This window comes from Labrys sp. LIt4 (assembly GCF_017813775.1).
Classification (GTDB): Bacteria; Pseudomonadota; Alphaproteobacteria; order Rhizobiales; family Labraceae; genus Labrys; species Labrys okinawensis_A.
Map to the genome: position 1 here is coordinate 106,155 of NZ_JAGIPY010000005.1, position 16,841 is coordinate 122,995.

General features: G+C 63.9%; 15 protein-coding genes. 6 read left to right on the plus strand and 9 right to left on the minus strand.

Annotated elements, in window-relative coordinates; all coding sequences use genetic code 11:
• The first annotated feature begins 64 nt into the window (after positions 1-64).
• The 3 genes from J8I29_RS11250 (at position 65) to J8I29_RS11260 (ending at position 2,925) form a co-directional block, all read left to right on the plus strand.
• Positions 65-1,063, plus strand: a complete 999-nt coding sequence (locus J8I29_RS11250) for an ABC transporter permease (protein ID WP_209431706.1) — start codon at positions 65-67, stop codon at positions 1,061-1,063.
• A 40-nt stretch (positions 1,064-1,103) separates the two neighbouring features.
• The gene (locus J8I29_RS11255; RefSeq protein WP_105860785.1) at positions 1,104-2,108 is read left to right on the plus strand and encodes a substrate-binding domain-containing protein; all 1,005 of its coding nucleotides are present in this window, start codon (positions 1,104-1,106) and stop codon (positions 2,106-2,108) included.
• A gap of 64 nt (positions 2,109-2,172) precedes the next feature.
• On the plus strand, positions 2,173-2,925 hold the full coding sequence (locus J8I29_RS11260) for an SDR family NAD(P)-dependent oxidoreductase (protein ID WP_209431707.1): 753 nt from the start codon (positions 2,173-2,175) through the stop codon (positions 2,923-2,925).
• A 271-nt stretch (positions 2,926-3,196) separates the two neighbouring features.
• Here J8I29_RS11260 and J8I29_RS11265 read toward each other — a convergent pair whose 3' ends face one another.
• The 3 genes from J8I29_RS11265 to J8I29_RS11275 form a co-directional block, all read right to left on the minus strand.
• On the minus strand, positions 3,197-4,138 hold the full coding sequence (locus J8I29_RS11265; RefSeq protein WP_209431708.1) for a Gfo/Idh/MocA family oxidoreductase: 942 nt from the start codon (positions 4,136-4,138) through the stop codon (positions 3,197-3,199).
• A 143-nt stretch (positions 4,139-4,281) separates the two neighbouring features.
• Positions 4,282-6,021 (minus strand): arginine--tRNA ligase, encoded by a 1,740-nt coding sequence (argS, locus tag J8I29_RS11270; protein ID WP_209431709.1) that lies wholly within the window; start codon positions 6,019-6,021, stop codon positions 4,282-4,284.
• A 237-nt stretch (positions 6,022-6,258) separates the two neighbouring features.
• Positions 6,259-6,549, minus strand: coding sequence for a DUF2934 domain-containing protein (locus J8I29_RS11275; RefSeq protein WP_181161021.1), 291 nt, complete (start codon positions 6,547-6,549; stop codon positions 6,259-6,261).
• 388 nt (positions 6,550-6,937) lie between these two features.
• On the opposite strand from J8I29_RS11275, the gene J8I29_RS11280 reads away from it, so the two are divergent.
• On the plus strand, positions 6,938-7,141 hold the full coding sequence (locus J8I29_RS11280) for a hypothetical protein (protein WP_209431710.1): 204 nt from the start codon (positions 6,938-6,940) through the stop codon (positions 7,139-7,141).
• A 35-nt stretch (positions 7,142-7,176) separates the two neighbouring features.
• Entirely contained in the window at positions 7,177-9,207 is a 2,031-nt protein-coding gene (locus J8I29_RS11285; protein ID WP_209431711.1) for a response regulator, read from the plus strand.
• A 508-nt stretch (positions 9,208-9,715) separates the two neighbouring features.
• Here J8I29_RS11285 and J8I29_RS11290 read toward each other — a convergent pair.
• From J8I29_RS11290 to J8I29_RS11300, 3 genes are read right to left on the minus strand one after another with little or no spacing between them, the layout of a single operon-like run.
• Positions 9,716-11,410 carry a sensor histidine kinase gene (locus J8I29_RS11290; protein WP_209431712.1) on the minus strand — a complete coding sequence of 565 codons (1,695 nt, stop codon included), beginning with the start codon at positions 11,408-11,410 and terminating at the stop codon, positions 9,716-9,718.
• 32 nt (positions 11,411-11,442) lie between these two features.
• Positions 11,443-12,000 carry a sigma-70 family RNA polymerase sigma factor gene (locus tag J8I29_RS11295; RefSeq protein ID WP_105860792.1) on the minus strand — a complete coding sequence of 186 codons (558 nt, stop codon included), beginning with the start codon at positions 11,998-12,000 and terminating at the stop codon, positions 11,443-11,445.
• Positions 11,987-12,208 carry a NepR family anti-sigma factor gene (locus J8I29_RS11300; protein WP_105860793.1) on the minus strand — a complete coding sequence of 74 codons (222 nt, stop codon included), beginning with the start codon at positions 12,206-12,208 and terminating at the stop codon, positions 11,987-11,989. Before J8I29_RS11300 ends, J8I29_RS11295 begins: the two co-directional genes overlap by 14 nt.
• 322 nt (positions 12,209-12,530) lie before the next feature.
• On the opposite strand from J8I29_RS11300, the gene J8I29_RS11305 reads away from it, so the two are divergent.
• On the plus strand, positions 12,531-13,322 hold the full coding sequence (locus tag J8I29_RS11305; RefSeq protein ID WP_105860794.1) for a response regulator: 792 nt from the start codon (positions 12,531-12,533) through the stop codon (positions 13,320-13,322).
• A gap of 45 nt (positions 13,323-13,367) precedes the next feature.
• Here the strand turns inward: J8I29_RS11305 and J8I29_RS30400 are convergent, their stop codons facing one another.
• From J8I29_RS30400 to glgX, 3 genes are all read right to left on the minus strand, one after another.
• Positions 13,368-13,856: a response regulator gene (locus J8I29_RS30400; RefSeq protein WP_181161023.1), complete on the minus strand. Its 489-nt coding sequence runs from the start codon at positions 13,854-13,856 to the stop codon at positions 13,368-13,370.
• 151 nt (positions 13,857-14,007) lie between these two features.
• Positions 14,008-14,385, minus strand: coding sequence for a response regulator (locus J8I29_RS11315; RefSeq protein ID WP_209431713.1), 378 nt, complete (start codon positions 14,383-14,385; stop codon positions 14,008-14,010).
• 132 nt (positions 14,386-14,517) lie between these two features.
• Complete coding sequence (glgX, locus tag J8I29_RS11320; RefSeq protein ID WP_105860797.1) at positions 14,518-16,635, minus strand: glycogen debranching protein GlgX; 2,118 nt, start codon at positions 16,633-16,635, stop codon at positions 14,518-14,520.
• Positions 16,636-16,841: the final 206 nt, after the last annotated feature.

The window sequence follows — 16,841 nt, forward strand, 5'->3', positions numbered from 1 at the left end:
CGTCGACCCTCCCCATCAAGGGGAGGGTAAAGTGGCCGCACCACGGCCGGCAAGGGCGGCGCCCATGAGCCATACTCCCGCCACCGCCGTCTCGCCGCAGGACGCCGCCAAGCCCCTGCCGCTCTGGCGCGTCGTGCTGGTGCGGCCGGAGACCATGACCCTGGTGCTGCTGGCCGCCGCCTTCGTGAGCGCCTGCCTGCTCTCGCCCTTCTTCGCCTCGCTGACCTTCATCCTCGAAAGCGCCACCTACTACGCCGAATTCTCGATCATCGCTTTGGTGCTGACCCTGGTGATCATTGCCGGCGAGATCGACCTGTCTCCTGCCTCCACCATGGCGCTGACGGCCTGCCTGTTCGGCACCGTGTTCCAGGCCGGCCTGCCGATCGGCTGGGCGATCGCGGCGAGCCTCACCGCCGGCCTCGTCATGGGTGCCTTCAACGGCGTCATGGTGCTCTGGCTGCGCCTGCCGTCGCTGATGGTGACCATCGGCACGCTGATCATGTATCGCGGCCTCGCCCAGGTACTGGCCGGCGACAAATCCATCGGCAAGTTCCCGGCCTGGTTCGTCGGTATCGACTATCGCACCCTGCTCGGTGTGCCCGTGCCGGTGCTGGTCTTCGTCATCGCCTCGCTGGCCCTGGCCTTCGTGCTGGGCGCCACCATCCTCGGGCGGCAGATCTACCAGATCGGCACCAGCGAGATTGCCGCGCGCCATGCCGGCATCAAGGTCCGGCGCATCAAGTTCGCCCTGTTCCTGGCGATGGGCCTCACCAGCGCGCTCTGCGGCCTGCTGGCGGCCTCGCGGCTGGCCTCGGTGCGCTATGATCTGGCCACCGGCGGCGAACTGCAGATGGTGCTGATCGTCATGCTCGGCGGCACCTACATCTTCGGCGGCCGCGGCACCATTGCCGGCACCTTCATCGCCTCCTGGCTCCTGGTGATCATCGCCACCGGCATGACCGTCGCCAACATCCCGGTGACCTACCAGCTCACGGTGATGGGCCTTCTGCTCATCGTCTCCATCATCGCGACCAACGCGATCTACGCCCGCAACCAGAGATAGCCGGCAAACAACGGCCTTAGACCATCATCAGGAGGGAACCATGCTGAGGAAAACGCTTCTGCTCGGGCTGTCGCTCGGGCTCGCCTTGACCGCCGCCGTCGGCGCGCAGGCGGCCGACAAGGTCTCGATCGTCTATATTCCCAAGAATACCGGCAACCCCTATTTCGATTCGCTGGTGAAAGGCTTCCAGGACGGCTGCGCCAAGGTCGGCTGCGACTTCGACATGCAGGCCCCGGCGACCGCCGAGGCCACCTCGCAGATCCCCTTCATCACCGCGCAGACCCAGCGCGGCGTCGGCGTGATCGCCATCTCCCCCAACAGCCCCGACGCCCTCAACCAGGTGCTCGACCGCGCCCGCTCCCGCGGCATCCTGGTGCTGGCGGTCAATGGCGACCTCGTCGGCAATCTCGATCATCGCGATGCCGGCATCCTGCCGGTCGACTTCACCAAGACCGGGCCGAGCCAGGTGGAGCTCCTGGGCTCGCAGATCAATTACGAGGGCGAGATCGCCATCCTCTCCGCCACGACCGACGCGCCCGACCAGAACACCTGGATCGCGGCGATGAAGGACAGCCTCGCCAGCAACCCCAAATACGCCAAGATGAAGCTGGTGGCCGTGGCCTATGGCGACGACGACCCACAGAAATCAACCACCGAGATGGAAGCGCTGATCCAGAAATACCCCAACCTAAAGGGCGTGATCTCGCCGACCACCGTGGGTGTCGCCGCCGCGGCGCAGGTGCTGCAGACCCAGGGCAAGGCCAAGCAGATCACCCTTACCGGGCTCGGCACGCCCAACCAGATGCGCCCCTTCATCAAGGACGGCACGCTCAAGGCCTTCCAGCTCTGGAGCCCCTACAATGAAGGCCTGCTCACCTCCTATTTCGCCGTGGGGGTGAAGAACGGCACCATCAAGAACGAGCCCGGCACCAAGTTCGAGGTTCCGGGCCTCGGCGAGATCACCATCGGGGCCGATCATATCATCAACACCCAGGCCGAGCTGACCACCTTCGACGCCGGCAATATCGACCAGTTCAACTTCTGATTCCGATTCGGCGCGGGACATCCCGCGCCGGCCTTCCCTCATCCCAGTTTCCCCGGACGTTCCCATGAACAGCTACGATTTCGCAGGACAGGCCGCCATCGTCACCGGAGGTGGCCAGGGCATCGGGCTGACGGTCGCCGAACGCATCCTGGCCGGCGGCGGCACTGTCTCGATCTGGGACCGGGACGCCTCCCTCCTGCAGGCCCTGGAGGCCAGATATGGCCGGGACGGCAAGGTCCAGGCCCTCAATGTCGATATCGGCGACCTCGCCTCGGTGGAGGCCGGCGTCAAGCAGACCCTGGCGCGCTTCGGCCAGATCGATGTCCTCATCAACAATGCCGCGATCGTCGGCCCCAATGCCAATACCTGGGAATACCCGCCCGCGGCCTTCGCCGAGGTGGTGCATGTCGGGCTGGTCGGCACCTTCCATGTCTGCCACGCGGTTGTGCCGCACATGATCGCCCGCAATTACGGGCGCATCGTCAATCTGAGCTCGGTCGCCGGCAAGGAAGGCAATCCCGGCGCACCGGCCTATTCGGCCACCAAGGCCGGCGTGCTGGCGCTGACCAAGTCGCTCGGCAAGGAACTCGCCAAATACGACATATCCGTCAATGCGGTGACACCGGCCGTGGCCAAGACCACGATGGCGATGAGTCAGGATCCGGAATTCCTGAAGATGATCCTCTCCAAGATCCCGCGCGGGCGCATGCTCGAACTCGCCGAGGCGGCCGCGATGATCTGCTGGCTGGCCACCAAGGAGAATTCCTTCACCACAGGCGCCGTGTTCGATCTTTCCGGCGGCCGGGCGACCTATTGATATCAAACGCCCAGATGCTGGGGTAATTGCTCACGGTCGCGCTGCCCCTCACCGTACCTCTCCCCGTAAGAACGGGGCGAGGAGGCACAGGCGTTGCGACTTCCCCACAGTCCTTTCATCTCGCCCGACGGTTGGGCGAGATGATGCGTTCTCGGCATGAAACGCGACGTCAAAGTCCCTCGCCCCGTTCTTACGGGGAGAGGGACGGTGAGGGGCAGCGCCACCTATAGGGAGAAAGACGGCCGGATCACACCGTGAGCACCACGGGCGATCACCACTCGAAGGCGTCGGTGGTCTCGCGCTTGCCCACCACCATGGCGTCGGCGACCAGATGGAAGGGCGCGGCATCCACCGCGCTCTCGCCGCGATCGAGCAGGCCGGCGAAGCGGGCATAAATGCCTTCATATTCGGCCATGGGCTCGGCCACGGTCAGGTCGCCGTTGACGGCGAGCTTGGAGCCCCCGTCGATCAGGGTGAGCCGGGTGCCGTCCTCCAGGGCGATCTCGATCGTCCAGGTCTGGTCGCCGGTCTGGCGCCAGTCGAACTCCGCCGTCAGCACCGCGCCGGGCAGGCCGGCATCGGAGGCGAAGGTGAGTTTGGCCGCGATCGGCGTATCGCGGTTGGCGGGATAGGTCAGCGTCGCGGCCGTGACGAAGAAGGGCTCGGGCGCGATCTCGGTCAGGATCGACAGCGCATTGATGCCGGGATCGAACACACCGAAGCCGCCGGGCTGCCAGATCCATTCCTGGCCCGGATGCCAGCGCCGCACATCTTCCTTCCAGGTGATGGCGAGGGAGGCGATCTTGCGGCCGGCAAGGCGCTTCTTCGCTTCTTCGACCCCAGCATTGTATTGCGAGTGCCAAGTGGCGAACAGCACGCAGCGCCGGGCCGCGGCCTGGCGCACGAGGTCGGCCAACTCGCTGACGGTGGGGGCGGGCGGCTTTTCCAGCAGCACGTTCATGCCGGCATTGAGCGCCTCCAACGCCACCTGGTGGCGCACGGAAGGCGGGGTGCAGATCGCAACGGCGTCGAGGTCCGGCATCGCCGCATAGAGCTCGGCCGGGGTACGGAAGGTCGGCACGCCCGCCTGCTCGACGCCGCGCTGGCTCACCAGGGCGGCCAGCCGGAAGGCCGGGTTCTTGGCGATGACCGGCAGATGCTGGTCGACCGCGATCTTGCCGACGCCGATGATGGCGATGGAATGCTGGCTCATGAAGGCCGCCTCTATTTGTCAGTCAATTAGAAGCGTGCGTAGCAGCAAACAGGAAACGCGGGAAGGGCATTCGTCATCCCGGCCGCGATCCCGCATCTGTGGAGCAGTATTGCATGCTGCACTGCGCGCGGGATGACCCAAGTTTACATCTTCTCCGGCACTTCGATGCCGAGCAGCCACAGTTCCTTCTCCAGAACGGCGCGCGCAAGGCCGCACAGAGCCAGACGCGAAGCACGCTCGGCCTCCGTATTGTCCTTGAGAACGGGACAGGCAACGTAGAAGCGGCTGAAGGCCTGTGCGACCGTGAATACATGGTCGGCTATCTCGTTGGGCGCGTTGTTGCGGCTGGCGGAAGCAACCACTTCGGGCAACCGGGCACATTCGAGCACAAGAGTGCGCTCGGCCTGCGCTTCGACCGCGATCGTACCGGCTTCGAAGCCCTTGAGGCGGGCGTCCGCCTGGATCGAGCCGGTCCGCACGCAGGCATATTGCACATAAGGACCGGTCTTGCCTTCGAGGTCGGTCATCCGCTCGATGTCGAAGATGTAGCCCGAGAGACGATAAGACGAGAGGTCAGCATATTTGACCGCACCGATGCCAACCTGACGAGCCAACGTGTCAAGATCCAGCGCAGGATCGACCGTGCGCTTTGCGATGACCTCATCAAGACGCTGGCGGGCCTTTTCGATCGCATCGGCAAGCAGATCCTTAAGCTGAGCGACGCCGCCGTCGCGGGTCTTGTAGGGCTTGCCGTCGGCGCCGTTCACCGTGCCGAAGCCGGCATGGATCAGTTCGACGCCCGGCGCTATCCCGGCCAGTTCGGCGGCGCGGAAGACCTGGCGGAAATGCAGTTCCTGGCGCTGGTCGACGACATAGATGATACGCTTCGGGTCCTGGTCGCGTACCCGTGCCACGATGGTGGCGAGATCGGTGGTGGCATAGAGGGCCGCGCCGTCCTTTTTCTGCAGCAAGAGCGGGGGCATCGGCTTATTGTCGCCAGGAATGGCGACGTCGACGATCAGGGCGCCGTCATTCTCGACAGCCACGCCCTTGGCCCGCATGTCGGCGATCATGTCCGGGATAAGCGGCTGCACGTCGCTTTCGCCCAGGAACAGGTCGAAATGGGTGTCGAGAAGGTCGATATCGACACGCTGGGCCGTCAGCGAGATGTCGCGCAGCTTCTGCCAGATCGCCGTGGCGTCGGGATCGCCGGCCTGCAAGGCGGCGGTGGCGGCACGGGCGAGTTCCATGCGGGCGGGATCGGCCTTGCAGGCCGCCGCCGCCTCGGGATAGAGGCGCTGCAGGTCGTCCATGGTCAGGTCAGGCGTCTCGCCCGGGCCGAGCTCGGGCCAGCGCAGCCGGATTTCGGAGATCAGCTGGCCCATCTGCAGGCCCCAATCGCCGAGATGGATGTCTGAAACCGTGTTGAGGCCCTGCGCGACATTGATGCGTCTCAGGCTCTCGCCTATCGCCAGCGCCCTGATATGGCCGACATGCAGCGCCTTGGCGACATTCGGGCCGCCATAGTCGAGCACCACCGTGTCCGCCGGCAGCTGCACGATACCGAGATCGGGCGAAGCGGCCTGCGCCGCGGCGCATTCGGACAGGAATTCATCGGACAGGCGAAGATTGAGGAAGCCGGGGCCGGCCACCGAAACCTCCTTGAAGGCAGGCTGTTCCTTCAGCTTTTCGGCGACCTCGGCGGCGAGCTCGCGCGGATTGCGCTTGAGGCTCTTGGCGAGCGGCATGGCGCCATTGCACTGCAGATCCGCGAGCTCGGGCAGCGTGGAGCGGGTGGCGCGGGCAGTCTCGGTCGGCAATCCACAGGCTGAAAAGGCATTCGCCAACATTTCGTCGACGAGACGGTTCAAAGAGGCAGACATGCGGACGCTTCCTATCAGTTCGGTCAGCGTTCGCAGTAAGCACCTTGACGCGCGGAGGCAAGCCTCAGGCACGCCTCGGGGCCGGAATTCGCGATTTCAGCCCTTGGAAGGGCAAATTTTGGGGATTGGCGGAAAAGTCCGCCGTCATCGCCACAGAACAGTCTGTCACGGCTCGGGGCCGGAGCGCCCTCGCGCTCCAGCCGTTGAATAAAGATTCCCTGCTCTTAGCGACTGGATTCAGCCGCGCCCGCCGGCGACCCTCCTGAGCGGTACTTCGGCTTCCACCACATCTTCTCCGATATGGGTGAGGTCCGGGATCTCGCGCAGATTATCCGGCGCGGCCAGCGGGTCAATCAGATCTTCGATGCAGGGCGGGGTCGGCACCAATGTGAATTCGGCGGTATTCTCCTGCAGCACCAGCTGGCGGGCCAAGTCCCAATGGAACAATTCGCGGCCTTCCGGCTGCCCGTCCAAAACCCACAATTCATGGGCCTTGTCGCGGATCTTCTGTTCTATCTCGTTGCTCATCGATGTCTCCCGGTCTGGGTTATGGCAAGTAACGCCCATGGCCTAGAGTCTGTATGGCCTTGTCAGGCTCAAACATGGAACTACTGCGACCGGCGGCTTCCGGTCCCCACGGACGAACTCGAACACCCCTCGTCCGGGTGCCCGGAACGAGCCGGGCGCGGCAAACGTCGCGCTATGGCATATAGCCTCAACCCGCCACGATCCCGGCGGTTCCCCGCTGCGATCAATTTCCTTCCCGCTCGGCGGAGCACCTCTGGGAGGCGGATGCGCGACCCGGTTAAGATAGGGTGAGAGAGACAGATTTCAACCAAAATCGACATCTCAAAGCGCTTTGAATGCGACCATCTTTGAATGACCGACAGGAGCCCGGCCCTTTAGGCATGTTATTTTGGGCATCTCGGATGCGTTCACGGAAGGCCGGCAAAGTGCGGAAACAGGCGATGGCACCGAGGCTGGAACCTTCCGCCCCAGGGACACGTTTTTCAGGGCCGACGCGTTCATGACCGAACGCTTGTTTGCCCTTGTTTCTTGTTTCCAAGGCCAATCCAACGATTGGCTGGAGCGTTTTGCGATCCTTGATGCTTCCGTCTGATCACAAAACGCCTTAGAATTCATGTTCGGATGCGGATGGGAACACAGCCCGATGGCAGGGCGGTGATCGTGGTGGGTACAATGGAGTTTCGACGCCATCTCGTCCTCAACCTCGACGACCACGCCGACGAAAGGCGTGCCAAGACCGAGGCCCTTGGCCGGGCGATAGAAATCGAAGTGATCGAGGCAGGCACGGGCTTCGATGGCCTCGTTCTGATCCGCGAGCGACGTCCGACGCTGGTGCTTCTCGAAGAGAGGCTGCCCGACATGAGCGGCCATGATCTATGCCGCATCATCAAGCAGGATTATCCCGAGACCCTGGTCCTGCAGACCTCGGCGTCCTTCGTTTCGGGCGACAATCGCATGCGGGCTCTGGAAGCCGGCGCCGATTCCTGCCTCGCCCAGCCCTGGGAACCGGTCGAACTCCTCGCCTCCGTCCGCGCTTTGCTGCGCATCCGCGCGGCCGAGACGGCCCTGCGCGAAAGCGAAGCCAATTTCCGCACCCTCGCGGACAATATCCCGATCCTGTGCTGGATGGCCGCCGCGCATGGCGGCATCTATTGGTACAATCAGCGCTGGTATGATTATACAGGCTCCTCATTCGAGCAAATGCAGGGGTGGGGCTGGCGCTCGGTGCATGACCGCGCGAAACTGCCCCAGGTCATCGCCCGCTGGAGGGAGTCGCTCGAACAGGGCAGCGCCTTCGAGATGGTCTTCCCGCTCCGCGGCAGGGACGGCATCTTTCGCCCCTTCCTTACCCGCGTCGCTCCGGTCAGGGACGACACCGGCCGGATCCTGCGCTGGTTCGGCACCAACACCGACATTTCCAAGCAGACAGAAGCGGAGGCAGAGCTTCGCGAACTCAACGAGACGCTGGAGCAGCGGGTCCAAGCCGCCATCGCCGCCCGGGCCGCGGCCGAGAACAGCCTGCATCAGTTGCAGAAGGTCGAGGCCCTCGGGCAGCTCACCGGCGGCATTGCCCATGATTTCAACAATATGCTGGCCGTGGTCATCGGCGGGCTCACTTTGCTCAAGCGCAAGCTCGACCGCGGCCAGACCAATGTCGGGCGCTATATCGACGGCGCTCTCGATGGCGCCGAGCGCGCCGCTGCGCTGACCAAGCGCCTGCTCGCCTTCTCCCGCCAACAGCCGCTGACGGTGGAAGCCGTGTCGCCGAATGTGATGATCGCCGACATGACCGATCTCTTGTCGCGCACGCTCGGTGAGCATATCCACATCACCACCATCCTGGCGCCGGATGCCTGGGCGGTGGAGACCGACAGGAGCCAGCTGGAAAACGCCCTGCTCAACATGTCGGTGAATGCCCGCGACGCCATGCCCGATGGCGGCGAACTCACCATCGAGACCTGCAACGTCATGCTTGGCCGCACCCAGGCCGAGGAATTCGGCATCGCGGCCGGCCCCTATCTCAGCGTGGCGGTGATGGATACGGGCATCGGCATGTCGGATGAGGTGGCCGCACGGGCCTTCGACCCCTTCTTCACCACCAAGGGCGTGGGCAAGGGCACCGGCATGGGGCTCAGTCAGGTCTTCGGCTTCGTGCGCCAGACCGGCGGCCATGTCACCATCGCATCGACACCGGGACAGGGCACCACCATCAGGCTGTATTTGCCGCGCTCCGAAGCGGCCGAAGCCCAGCGTCCGCTCTGGGATGGGCTTCCCGCCACCTTCCACGGCCATCCCGGCGAAACCGTGCTGGTGGTGGAGGACGAGGACAGGGTGCGCTCCATGGCGGTGGAGGCCTTGAGCGGGCTCGGCTATACCATTCTGGAAGCTGCTTCTCCGAGCGAGGCGCTCGGTTTCGTCGCGGCGGGCCGGCCGATCACCTTGCTGTTCACGGATATCGTCATGCCCGGGATGAATGGCGGCGAACTCGCGAGCCGCGCCCGGGCTCATTCCCCCGGCATCAAGGTGCTGTTCACCACCGGTTATGCCCCTGACGACAATGGCGCGGTGGACATTCCAGGCCTCGACACCAGGCCACTCTACAAACCCTATTCGATCGACCAGCTGTCACGCCGCGTCCGGGCGGCTATCGACGGATGAGGCTGGCACCGCCTGCGCTTCAGCAGTGCGGTACCAGAAAACGGAATGGGGGAGGAACCCAGGTTCCTCCCCCATTCCGTCCTACTTGCTATGAAACGGGCTCAATCCCGGGGCAGGGGCCGCCTGTTGCGCCGTGCGACGACCTTGACACGGGCCGGCTGGCGCATCGACGCAACCGCGAGAGTGCAGAGCCCCGTGGCCAGTAAGGTCGAAAGAACCGCAAGCAGAGTGTTCATCATGTTCTATACCCCTGATACTCGGCCGAACGTCCGATCATGCTGAATTGTTAACGCGCCAGGGGGCGCAAAGTTCAGTTACAATTTCCTAACAATCCCGCAGCGACCGACCATAGGGCGGCACCTAGCCTGAGCAGCATCGGCGGGAGAACATCGCCTGAGCGATATCACCTGCCGGTACCCTCATGGAAAACATAGGCACTATATGACCGTTGGCAAGGGTTATTCCGCTGCGGCAGCGTCGATGGACGAGGGAGCGGGACTGCGCCGTGTCAGCCTCCGGCGGACACCCCGACATTCGGATCACCGCCCCGGTCCTGCACCTGTTTCTCCCCCTCGCCGGCGACGACGAGCTCCCAGGCACCCAGGTTGCCCGCGGCGAGGTCCTTCGTCTCGGCCGCGTCAAGCTGCTGCACCAGGCCCAGCAGGATGCGCGAGGGCCGCGGCGCTTCGACCGGCCTATCGGCGGAAAAGCCGAAACCGAACCGCCCGCCATCGAGATCCGCGATCTCGAGCGTGAGGGCGAGCGCCAAACCGGCGTGCAGGATGGCAGAGGCATGGTCGACCACGAGCAGGCCGAGGGGGATGGCGCGATCCACGGGCAGCGCCATGTCGGTCCGGCCGCGTAAAATCATGGCCTGCCCCGGGCGGCAGAGCAGCCTGCCGATCACCAGCGTGACGTCGCGCAGGAAAGGCTCGACCGCCACCGGATGCATCTCGCCCTCCGACAGGGCGCCGCGATAGGCCGCCGACAGCACGTGAACCCGGCACTCGGCCTCGCTCAAGGCCATGCGTGCGTCGCCGGCATAGGCGTTCTTGGAGAGGCCGATATAGCTCTGCACCACCTGGAGATTGTTCTTCACGCGGTGATGAAGTTCGCGGGTAAGGGCATGATTGGCTGCGAGCGCCGTCTGCAGGCGGTGCTCGCGTGCTTCCTGCTCCTCGACCATATCGTTGAAAGCCACCACGACATTGCGGATGTCCGACGGCATCTGGGCGCTGAGCGGCACCCGTCCCCAGCCGGAGTGACGACGGGCGCGGGACGCAGCCTCGATGCCCTTGAGCCATTGCACCAGATGCCGCTTCATCACCCGGGCAAAGACGACCAGCAGCAACAGCAGCGCGGCGAGGGGCGCCAGCAGCAGGAAAAGGAATTGCGAGCGTGCTGCCCGCAGATGGATGTCGCGGAAGCTTGCGATGATATAAAGATCGGGGGCCGCCGGCATGGCGTAGTAGATCCGCGTCTGGCCGGCGCCACTGACGGCCACCCAGCGCTGCCGGGTGCCGGGAATGGTTCCCTTGCCCGGCAGCCAGCTATTGTCGACGGCCGGCCGACCCCGCGCGAATACGATGTCCTCATGCAGGGTGATCAGGGCGGCAACGAAATCGCGATCGCCCTCGCCGAGATTGAAGACGCGATCGAGAGCCTGCGGGGCGACCACCAGCAGCGCCCGCCAGCCCGGCGCATCCGGCTTGCCCTCGCGCCGGGCATAGACCACGAGCCGGCGCTCGCCAGCGAGCACCACCGAATCGTAGCGGCTGGTTACCGGTGACAACACGGCCCGGGGCTGAATGACCGACTTGCCGGCCTGCGCCTCCAGTTCTGCAGCGAGTGCGGCCTGGTCGAGACCGGACACGCCGGAAAACAGGCAGGCCGGGCCGCCATCCCCCTGGATCAACAATGCCTGATAGCCGTCGAGCTGCCCGACATTGGCCTTGCCGACCGCGTCGCAGGAGGCCCCCGCCGTGACCTCGGCAGCCGAGATCATCAGGCCGCGCAGCACGCCGACATACCAGATGTTCATGCGGACGACGAAATTGCCGACCGTCTGCGCCTGGGAGGTCTCGATCGTCTTGACATCGTCGCGATAGGTCACCACCGCGATAATGCTGGTGATGGCGCCGACCGGTATGGCAACCATCAGAAAGAAGGTCAGCAGCTTGGCCTGGACGGTATCGAAGGCCAAGATCTTATTGAAGACATGGCGAAAGCGCGCCGTCACAAGGGTGGCTCGCGTCCGCCGACCCGCAGCGCCGCCAGCATCTTGGCATCCGGCCCGGTTTCATCCACGTCGCTGGTCGAGAGCATCTCGGCCAGCCGCGATCTCGCCCGGTTGACGCGGCTCTTGATGGTGCCGAGCGCCACGCCGCAGATCTCGGCGGCCTCCTCATAGGAAATGCCCGAGGCACCCACCATGATCAGGGCCTCGCGCTGCTCCTCGGGAAGCTTGGCGAGCGCCGCCGCGAAATCGGCCACCGCCAGATGCCCTTCCTGGTCGGCATGGACGGCCAGACGCTCGGCATAGACCCCGTCGCTGTCCTGCACCTCACGCGAACGTTTGCGGTAGAGAGAGTAGTAGATGTTGCGCAGGATGGTGAACAGCCAAGCCCGCATATTGGTGCCTGGCTCGAATTTGTCGGCATTGGCCCAGGCCTTCAACAGCGTATCCTGCACCAGATCGTCCGCCAGGGTAATCGACCCCGACAGGGAGGCGGCGAAGGCACGCAGACTGGGGATATGTGCGACGAGCCCGTCCTTGAAGCTATCGCCGCTCATCGTCCTTGCCCTCCCCGGCCTTCTTCTCCTGCTCTTCGAGCTCGGCCAGGAGCGTCAAAAACCTGTCGGGCACGGGTGCCCGGATGATTGATTCATAATGAGCCTGCAGGGAGCGAGCGACATAGTCTCGAATCTGCGGATCGAGCTTGCCGCCGCCGGGAGAGCTCTGATCGGGCAGATCCTCGTCTGGCTTCTTGTTCCTCGACATTACTACTCCCGTAAAACGGCCTGGCACTGCCATCGCTTCCAAGCAGTTTCCCCGCGCGTCGCAATGGGCACGTTCGCGAGGGACCTGCAAGATACCGACCATTTGCAGAGTTCCTGGATAAGGTCCACCATGGGCCTTTCCGCGAATGCTGCTTGGGCTGGCTGGAAACCCAACGTCGGTAAAGATCATGCAATGCCAACCGGCGAAACGCATCCCATGCCGAATACGTTCCATCCTGTCGACGAAATAAATTCATTGTCAGGAACTATTCGTCTGTGGTGCTCTTCCGAGTCGCATGAGCGACCGATTGGGAGCATGTTCAATGTCGATCGCAGCCGAGATAGCGCCGCAACTGCCTTATCTGAGGCGTTTTTCCCGGGCCCTGAGCGGCAGCCAGGCCAGCGGGGACGCCTATGTGGTGGAGACGCTGGAGGCCCTGGTTGCCGATCCCGGCTCCTTTCCGCGCGACCTGCCGCCGCGCATCGCGCTCTATCAGGTGTTCCTGAGATTGTGGTCTTCCCTCGCCCTGAACATGGAACCGGCCAAGCAGGTCGAGGGCATTTCGCCGGAACAGCGCCTGGAACGCCTGGCTCCGCGCTCGCGCCAGGCCTTTCTGCTGACCACGATGGAGGGCTTTTCCTCGGAAGAAGCCGCCACCGTCATGCGTGTCGACGAAAAGGAAGTCATCATCCTGGTGACCGAGGCAACCGAGGAGGTAGCCCGCCAGATCGCAACCGAGATCCTGATCATCGAGGATGAGCCGATCATCGCGCTCGATCTGCAATCGATCGTGGAAGAGCTGGGACACAGGGTCGTCGGCATCGCCCGCACCCATGCCCAGGCACTCGCCCAGGTGGCGGAGCACTCGCCTGGCCTGATTCTCGCCGATATCCAGCTCGCCGACGGCAGCTCCGGCCTGAAAGCGGTGAACGAGATCCTGGCGAGCGTGGAGTTGCCGGTGATCTTCATCACCGCCTATCCCGAAAGGCTGTTGACCGGGCAGCAGCCGGAACCGACTTTCCTGATCACCAAGCCCTTCCGGCCCGAAATCGTGAAGGCCACAATCAGCCAAGCCCTGTTTTTCGACAAGCGCGCCAGCCTGCGTTCCACCTGAAAACCGCGGCCATTGCCGGAAAGCGCAACGGCTGTAGCAGGCCGGTCAGCTCGCGCGCTCGGCCAAGCCACGCACCTGGCTGACGAATTCGTCGGGATTGAAAGGCTTGCTGACCAGCAGGCAATCGAAATAAAGCCGGCGCCGCTCCGGCAAGCCAAAGCCCGAAACGAACATGATTTCCAGGCTCGGCCAGCGCTCCCTGGCCTTCAAGGCAAGATCATAGCCGCTCATCGGGCCGGGCATGCGGACATCGGTGATCAATACCCGGGCATCGCCGTTCGAGGCCAGGATGTCGAGGGCCGCTTCGGCACGCCCCGCCTGCAGGACCCTGAAGCCGGCATCCTCGAGCAGGTCGGCCGTGATCAGCCTGACGTCATTGTCGTCGTCGACCAGCACCACGGTCACCGGAGGGGAACTATCGATGTCATCGTGTCCTGATGCAGTCTCACGACTGTCATGGGCCGGCTTGCGCGAGCCGGTATGGTGTTCCGGCGCATTGTATATGGCCGGTTCGGCGAAGGCTTGCTGTTTCACGATTCTTGTCCCCTCAGGCTCCGTCAGGCTGCCCAGCGGTGGAGGTGCATCGCAAAGGCGTTTCGAAACAACGGGTTGGAGCAGACGGGCGTTCAACCCGAACACGCTTTGCTCTGGGGAACGAACGCCCAACGCCGGTCTTTGTTCCGGCTCAGCTTGCAGGTAGCATCGAGCGGACCTTGGCCTCGAATTCGCCGGTCTCGAAGGGCTTGACGATGACGTCCTGACCTTGGTCCATTTCGAGTTCCTGGCGCTCGGCGGCTTCATAGCCGGTGAGGAAGAGCACCTTCAGCGCAGGCCTCGCCTTGCGTGCCCGCCGGGCAAGGTCCCAGCCGTTCATACCCGGCAGCCCGATATCCGTAATCAACAGATCGATGCTTTGTGGGCCCTCCAGCAGGGGAATGGCCGAATCGGCATCCTTGGCCTCCAGCGTGGCGAAGCCGAGATCGTTCAGGATATCGACGACGAGCAACTGGATGACTGCTTCGTCTTCGACGACGAGAATGGTCCTCTTGTCGGGATCGGCCATGCTTCGGATCTCGGGCTCAAATCGAAATTGCTGCCGGAAACCGCTTCCGGAACTGAGAATCACTAGCTGCTGAAATGGGCGCCTCGGGCGCCCGAGCCACTATAGAGATCCGCCGGGAAAACAGGAGCGCGCTCAATCGACGCGCTCGAACAGCACCAGCGAGCGGCCGGCAAGCGCATAGGCTTCACCGACGGCGATGTCGGCTTCGGGCAGATCCGGATCGTCGGTGGCGATCAGGCGCTTCCATGCCGAGCCGTCATAGCAGGGAGGCATGGTGAAGCTCATCGTCTCGTGATGGGCGTTGAGCAGGACGAGCAGCGTGGCGTCCGATCCGCGCTTGCGGATGCCGCTGGCCTGGGCCCGGCCGTCCAGCAGCAGACCGAAGCAGGAAGGTTCGCCGGTATCGTCCCAGCGCGACCGCGTCATCTCCTCGCCGCTGCGATGGATCCAGGTCGCCTCGCGCACGTCGATCGCCTCGTTGATGCGCTCGCCGATCAGAAAGCGCGACCGCCGCAGGATGGGATATTTACGCCTGAGCGCGGTCAGCCTGCGAACGAAATCGGTAAGCGCCTTGCCCTCTTCGGCCGCCTGCCAATCGAGCCAGCTGATCTCGTTGTCCTGGCAATAGGCATTGTTGTTGCCCTGCTGGCTGCGGCCGAACTCGTCGCCGGCCAGGATCATCGGCGTCCCCTGCGACAGCAGCAGCAGGGCCAGGAAATTGCGCATCTGGCGATCGCGCAGGTCGTTGACGGCCGCGTCCTCGCTCGGCCCCTCGGCGCCGCAATTCCAGGAACGGTTATTGGAACTGCCGTCGCGATTGTCCTCGCCATTGGCTTCGTTATGACGGTCATTGTAGGAGACCAGGTCGCGCAGGGTGAAGCCGTCATGGGCGGTGACGAAGTTGACGGAAGCCCAGGGCTTGCGGCCGCGATGGCCGAACTTGTCGGGCGAGCCGCACAGGCGCGGGGCCAGGGCCGCCGGCCGGGCCTCGCCTCGCCAGAAATCGCGTACGGTGTCGCGATAGACATCGTTCCACTCGGCCCAGCCCGGCGCGAAGCCGCCGACCTGGTAGCCGCCGGGGCCGACATCCCATGGTTCGGCAATCAGCTTGACGTTCTCCAGCACGGGGTCCTGGCTGACGGCCTTGAGGAAGCCGCTCTCGGGATTGAAGCCGTCGACTTCGCGGGCCAGCACGGTGCCGAGGTCGAAACGGAAACCGTCGACATGCATCTCGTTGACCCAGTAGCGCAGGCTGTCCGTCACCATCTGGATCACGCGCGGATGGCTGACATTGAGCGTATTTCCGGTGCCGGTGTCGTTGATGTAGTAGCGCGGCTGATCGGGCATCAGCCGGTAGTAAGAGGCGTTGTCGATGCCTTTGAACGACAGGGTCGGGCCGAGTTCATTGCCTTCGGCCGTGTGGTTGTAGACGACGTCGAGGATGACCTCGAGGCCGGCATCGTGGAAACGCGCCACCATCTGCTTGAACTCGGCCAGCACGCCCGAGGGATCGGCGGCATAGCGCGGATCGGGCGCGAAGAAGCCGATGGAATTATAGCCCCAATAGTTCCTCAGCCCGCGCTGGAGCAGGTGATCATCGTCGACGAAGGTATGCACCGGCAGGAGCTCGACCGTGGTGACGCCGAGCGAACGGATGTGCTCGAGCGCCTGGATCGAGGCTAGACCGGCATAGGTGCCCTGCAGCGCCGGCGCGATCTCGGGATGGCGCTTGGTGAAGCCCTTCACATGGGTTTCGTAGATGATGGTCTGGTCCCAGGGCACCAGCGAGCGATTGCCCGGCCAGTCGAAACGCGCATCCACCACCATGCAGCGGGGCATGAAGGGGGCGCTGTCGCGCGTATCGAAGCTGAGATCGCCCTCGCCGAGCGTATAGCCGAACAGGGCAGGGTCCCAGCTCAGCTTGCCGACATGGGCGCGGGCATAGGGATCGAGCAGGAGCTTGTTGGGATTGAAGCGATGGCCGGCCTCGGGCTCATAGGGACCGTGCACGCGATAGCCATAGAGCATGCCGGGGCTGACATCGGGCAGATAGCCATGCCAGATCTCGTCGGTGAATTCCGGCAATTCGATGCGCTCGAGCTCCTGCTCGCCGCTCGAATCGAACAGACAGACCTCGACCTTGGTGGCATGCGCCGAAAACAGTGCGAAATTGGTGCCTGCTCCATCCCAGATCGCGCCGCGCGGATGGGGATGTCCCTCGCGGATCCTGGTGCCGAAGAGCTGGGTCATGCCGTCGTCTCCCGTTCGGCTGTCCTGCGAACCACCGGTGCATCGAGCGGCGGGATGGGCAGCGCATCACCGCGACATATTGCACTGCAACATGGGCAGATGCAAGCATTTGAACCCCGCCCCGGAACGAAAGGCAACCGCACCACCTGGATTCCTGTCATTCTCGATCGTTTTCTCTAAATATAATTTCTTTTATACGGATCCTA

Excerpts from the sequence above, each read along its gene's own strand:
- J8I29_RS11305 (WP_105860794.1), top strand. The coding sequence starts at position 12,531 with ATGTCGATCGCAGCCGAGATAGCGCCGCAACTGCCTTATCTGAGGCGT.
- J8I29_RS11300 (WP_105860793.1), bottom strand. The coding sequence starts at position 12,208 with ATGTCGAGGAACAAGAAGCCAGACGAGGATCTGCCCGATCAGAGCTCT.
- glgX (WP_105860797.1), bottom strand. The coding sequence starts at position 16,635 with ATGACCCAGCTCTTCGGCACCAGGATCCGCGAGGGACATCCCCATCCG.
- J8I29_RS11250 (WP_209431706.1), top strand. The coding sequence starts at position 65 with ATGAGCCATACTCCCGCCACCGCCGTCTCGCCGCAGGACGCCGCCAAG.
- J8I29_RS11315 (WP_209431713.1), bottom strand. The coding sequence starts at position 14,385 with ATGGCCGATCCCGACAAGAGGACCATTCTCGTCGTCGAAGACGAAGCA.
- J8I29_RS11260 (WP_209431707.1), top strand. The coding sequence starts at position 2,173 with ATGAACAGCTACGATTTCGCAGGACAGGCCGCCATCGTCACCGGAGGT.
- J8I29_RS11265 (WP_209431708.1), bottom strand. The coding sequence starts at position 4,138 with ATGAGCCAGCATTCCATCGCCATCATCGGCGTCGGCAAGATCGCGGTC.
- J8I29_RS11255 (WP_105860785.1), top strand. The coding sequence starts at position 1,104 with ATGCTGAGGAAAACGCTTCTGCTCGGGCTGTCGCTCGGGCTCGCCTTG.
- J8I29_RS11275 (WP_181161021.1), bottom strand. The coding sequence starts at position 6,549 with ATGAGCAACGAGATAGAACAGAAGATCCGCGACAAGGCCCATGAATTG.
- argS (WP_209431709.1), bottom strand. The coding sequence starts at position 6,021 with ATGTCTGCCTCTTTGAACCGTCTCGTCGACGAAATGTTGGCGAATGCC.
- J8I29_RS11285 (WP_209431711.1), top strand. The coding sequence starts at position 7,177 with ATGGGAACACAGCCCGATGGCAGGGCGGTGATCGTGGTGGGTACAATG.
- J8I29_RS11295 (WP_105860792.1), bottom strand. The coding sequence starts at position 12,000 with ATGAGCGGCGATAGCTTCAAGGACGGGCTCGTCGCACATATCCCCAGT.